General features: G+C 50.0%; 3 rRNA genes. All 3 read left to right on the forward strand.

The features are described from left to right. Positions 1 to 148: 148 nt before the first annotated feature. Positions 149 to 1698 (forward strand): 16S ribosomal RNA (locus tag EYB29_RS09190). Between the two features lie 194 nt (positions 1699 to 1892). Beyond that, a 23S ribosomal RNA gene (locus EYB29_RS09195) occupies positions 1893 to 4779 on the forward strand. A 73-nt stretch (positions 4780 to 4852) separates the two neighbouring features. After that, positions 4853 to 4967 (forward strand): 5S ribosomal RNA (gene rrf, locus EYB29_RS09200). Together the 16S, 23S and 5S rRNA genes form the textbook arrangement of a ribosomal RNA operon.

Consider the following 4967-nt stretch of genomic DNA (forward strand, 5'->3'; position numbering starts at 1 on the left):
AGAACATTGAAAACTGAATGACAATATGTCAACGTTTAATTCCGAATAAAAAGTCTTCTATTAAGATAGGAGCACAGATTGAGGCGAACAATACAAACGCAAGTAGATACTGTCAGCAGTATCGAGTGAGCTTAGTAAAAGCTTTCCAATCATGGAGAGTTTGATCCTGGCTCAGGATGAACGCTGGCGGCGTGCCTAATACATGCAAGTCGAGCGCGAGCGTAAGGAGCTTGCTCCTTACAATCGAGCGGCGGACGGGTGAGTAACACGTGGGCAACCTACCCTTTAGACTGGGATAACTACCGGAAACGGTAGCTAATACCGGATAAGTTGGATTACATAAGTAATCTTAATGAAAGGCGGATTTATCTGTCACTAAAGGATGGGCCTGCGGTGCATTAGCTAGTTGGTGAGGTAGTGGCTCACCAAGGCAACGATGCATAGCCGACCTGAGAGGGTGATCGGCCACACTGGGACTGAGACACGGCCCAGACTCCTACGGGAGGCAGCAGTAGGGAATCTTCCGCAATGGACGCAAGTCTGACGGAGCAACGCCGCGTGAGTGAAGAAGGGTTTCGGCTCGTAAAACTCTGTTGTTAAGGAAGAACACTTTAGGTAGTAACTGGCCTAGAGATGACGGTACTTAACCAGAAAGCCACGGCTAACTACGTGCCAGCAGCCGCGGTAATACGTAGGTGGCAAGCGTTATCCGGAATTATTGGGCGTAAAGCGCGCGTAGGCGGTAGAATAAGTCTGATGTGAAAGCCCCCGGCTCAACCGGGGAGGGTCATTGGAAACTGTTTTACTTGAGTGCAGAAGAGGAGAGTGGAATTCCATGTGTAGCGGTGAAATGCGCAGAGATATGGAGGAACACCAGTGGCGAAGGCGGCTCTCTGGTCTGTAACTGACGCTGAGGTGCGAAAGCGTGGGGATCAAACAGGATTAGATACCCTGGTAGTCCACGCCGTAAACGATGAGTGCTAAGTGTTGGGGGGTTTCCGCCCCTCAGTGCTGCAGCTAACGCATTAAGCACTCCGCCTGGGGAGTACGACCGCAAGGTTGAAACTCAAAGGAATTGACGGGGACCCGCACAAGCGGTGGAGCATGTGGTTTAATTCGAAGCAACGCGAAGAACCTTACCAAATCTTGACATCCTCTGATCGCCATAGAGATATGGTTTCCCTTTTGGGCAGAGAGACAGGTGGTGCATGGTTGTCGTCAGCTCGTGTCGTGAGATGTTGGGTTAAGTCCCGCAACGAGCGCAACCCTTAAATTTAGTTGCCATCATTCAGTTGGGCACTCTAGATTGACTGCCGGTGACAAACCGGAGGAAGGTGGGGATGACGTCAAATCATCATGCCCCTTATGATTTGGGCTACACACGTGCTACAATGGGCAGGTTACAAAGGGCAGCGAAGCCGCGAGGCCAAGCGAATCCCATAAAACTGTTCTCAGTTCGGATTGGAGTCTGCAACTCGACTCCATGAAGCTGGAATCGCTAGTAATCGTAGATCAGCATGCTACGGTGAATACGTTCCCGGGTCTTGTACACACCGCCCGTCACACCACGAAAGTCGATAACACCTGAAGCCGGTGGACTAACCTTAATGGAGGTAGCCGTCAAAGGTGGGATTGATAATTGGGGTGAAGTCGTAACAAGGTAGCCGTATCGGAAGGTGCGGCTGGATCACCTCCTTTCTAAGGATATAACGGAGCGGAATTAAGCGGCAGACATATTGTATTCAGTTTTGAATGTTTTTAAATGAAACATTCTAAAGTATGTACATTGAAAACCGAATAGAAGTAAAGTGAAGAGAAAAAAGATTTCATTTCAAGCAGAAATAGAAACGAGAACGCAAAGTATCGAGAGATACACTCACACATTTCAATACGATTAAGTATTGAAGGGCGCATGGCGGATGCCTAGGTACCAAGAGCCGATGAAGGACGGAACAAACACCGATATGCTTCGGGGAGCTGTAAGTAAGCGATGAACCGGAGATTTCCGAATGGGGAAACCCAATACCGCGAGGTATTATCCTAACGTGAATACATAACGTTAGCGAAGGAGACCTGGAGAACTGAAACATCTTAGTATCCAGAGGAAGAGAAAGAAAAATCGATTCCCTGAGTAGCGGCGAGCGAAACGGGAAGAGCCCAAACCAGCATTAGCTGGGGTTGTAGGACATTCACAACGGGTTGTGACATTTAGACGAATGGTCTGGGAAGGTCAACCGTAGGGGGTAAGAGTCCCGTAGTTGAAAGATGAAACAATTTAGAATGTATCCTGAGTACGGCGGAACACGAGGAATTCCGTCGGAATCTGGGAGGACCATCTCCCAAGGCTAAATACTCCTTGGTGACCGATAGTGAACCAGTACCGTGAGGGAAAGGTGAAAAGCACCCCGGGAGGGGAGTGAAATAGAACCTGAAACCATGTGCTTACAAGTAGTCAGAGCCCGTTAAGGGGTGATGGCGTGCCTTTTGTAGAATGAACCGGCGAGTTACGAATATATGCAAGGTTAAGCAGCGAATGTGGAGCCGCAGCGAAAGCGAGTCTGAAACGGGCGAATGAGTATATGTTTGTAGACGCGAAACCAGGTGATCTACCCATGACCAGGCTGAAGTTCAGGTAACACTGAATGGAGGGCCGAACCGACTTACGTTGAAAAGTGACCGGATGAGTTGTGGGTAGGGGTGAAATTCCAATCGAACCTGGAGATAGCTCGTTCTCTCCGAAATATATTTAGGTATAGCCTCATATTAGCATCGTGGAGGTAGAGCACTGTTTGGATGAGGGGCCCATCCCGGGTTACCGAGTTCATACAAACTCCGAATGCCATAGATGTGATGTATGGGAGTCAGACAGTGGGTGATAAGGTCCATTGTCGAGAGGGAAACAGCCCAGACCACCAGTTAAGGTCCCCAAATATATGTTAAGTGGAAAAGGATGTGGCGTTGCACAGACAACTAGGATGTTGGCTTAGAAGCAGCCATCATTTAAAGAGTGCGTAATAGCTCACTAGTCGAGTGACGCTGCGCCGAAAATGTACCGGGGCTAAACATATTACCGAAACTGTGGATTAAAATTTATTTTAATGGTAGGAGAGCGTTCTAAGTGCGGCGAAGCATGACCGAGAGGACATGTGGAGCGCTTAGAAGTGAGAATGCCGGTGTGAGTAGCGAAAGACGGGTGAGAATCCCGTCCACCGAACGACTAAGGTTTCCAGAGGTAGGCTCGTCCGCTCTGGGTAAGTCGGGACCTAAGCCGAGGCGAAAAGCGTAGGCGATGGACAACAGGTAGAAATTCCTGTACCAGATGATTGCATTTGAGTGAAGTAGTGACGCAGAAGGAAAAGATGAGCGCGCGGAAGGAAGAGCGCGTCCAAGCCATAAGGCTGCATGTTAGGCAAATCCGGCATGCATAAGGCTGAGTGGTGATGGGGAGCCGAAAATAGTAGGCGAAGCATACGGACTCACACTGCCAAGAAAAGCTGCTAGCGAGTAATTGATCTGCCCGTACCGTAAACCGACACAGGTAGTTGGGAAGAGAATTCTAAGGTGAGCGAGCGAACTCTCGTTAAGGAACTCGGCAAAATGACCCCGTAACTTCGGGAGAAGGGGTGCTTATAGAAATATAAGCCGCAGTGAATAGGCCCAAGCGACTGTTTACCAAAAACACAGGTCTCTGCCAAACCGAAAGGTGACGTATAGGGGCTGACGCCTGCCCGGTGCTGGAAGGTTAAGAGGAGTGCTTAGCGCAAGCGAAGGTACGAATTGAAGCCCCAGTAAACGGCGGCCGTAACTATAACGGTCCTAAGGTAGCGAAATTCCTTGTCAGGTAAGTTCTGACCCGCACGAAAGGCGTAACGATTTGGGCACTGTCTCAACGAGAGGCTCGGTGAAATCATAGTACCTGTGAAGATGCAGGTTACCCGCGACAGGACGGAAAGACCCCGTGGAGCTTTACTGTAGTTTGATATTGAATCTCGACTCCACCTGTACAGGATAGGTGGGAGCCAAAGAAGCATGGACGTTAGTTTATGTGGAGGCACTGGTGGGATACCACCCTGGTGTGGTTGAGGTTCTAACCCGCAGCCGTAATCCGGCTGGGAGACAGTGTCAGATGGACAGTTTGACTGGGGCGGTCGCCTCCTAAAGAGTAACGGAGGCGCTCAAAGGTACCCTCAGAATGGTTGGAAATCATTCATAGAGTGTAAAGGCACAAGGGTGCTTGACTGCGAGACCAACAAGTCGAGCAGGGTCGAAAGACGGACTTAGTGATCCGGTGGTTCCGCATGGAAGGGCCATCGCTCAACGGATAAAAGCTACCCCGGGGATAACAGGCTTATCTCCCCCAAGAGTTCACATCGACGGGGAGGTTTGGCACCTCGATGTCGGCTCATCGCATCCTGGGGCTGTAGTCGGTCCCAAGGGTTGGGCTGTTCGCCCATTAAAGCGGTACGCGAGCTGGGTTCAGAACGTCGTGAGACAGTTCGGTCCCTATCCGTCGTGGGCGTAGGAAATTTGAGAGGCGCTGTCCTTAGTACGAGAGGACCGGGATGGACATACCACTGGTGTACCAGTTGTCGTGCCAACGGCATAGCTGGGTAGCTACGTATGGACGGGATAAATGCTGAAAGCATCTAAGCATGAAGCCCCCCTCAAGATGAGATTTCCCCAATAGATGCCTCAGAGACTATGAGGTTGATAGGTTCGGCGTGTAAGTGTGGTGACACATTGAGCGGACGAATACTAATCCATCGAAGACTTATTCAAAGTAAGAAATAAATGAGTGCGTTCACTCTTTACTGACACTTCTATTTGGTTTTGAATGTATATACATTCAAAGTCTGGCGGCGATGGCGGAGAGGCCACACCTGTTCCCATGTCGAACACAGTAGTTAAGCTCTCCAGCGCCGATGGTAGTTGGACTGACGTCCCGTGAGAGTAGGACGCTGCCAGGC

The sequence above is a fragment of the Jeotgalicoccus sp. S0W5 genome, assembly GCF_011634875.1.
Taxonomy (GTDB): Bacteria; Bacillota; Bacilli; order Staphylococcales; family Salinicoccaceae; genus Jeotgalicoccus; species Jeotgalicoccus marinus.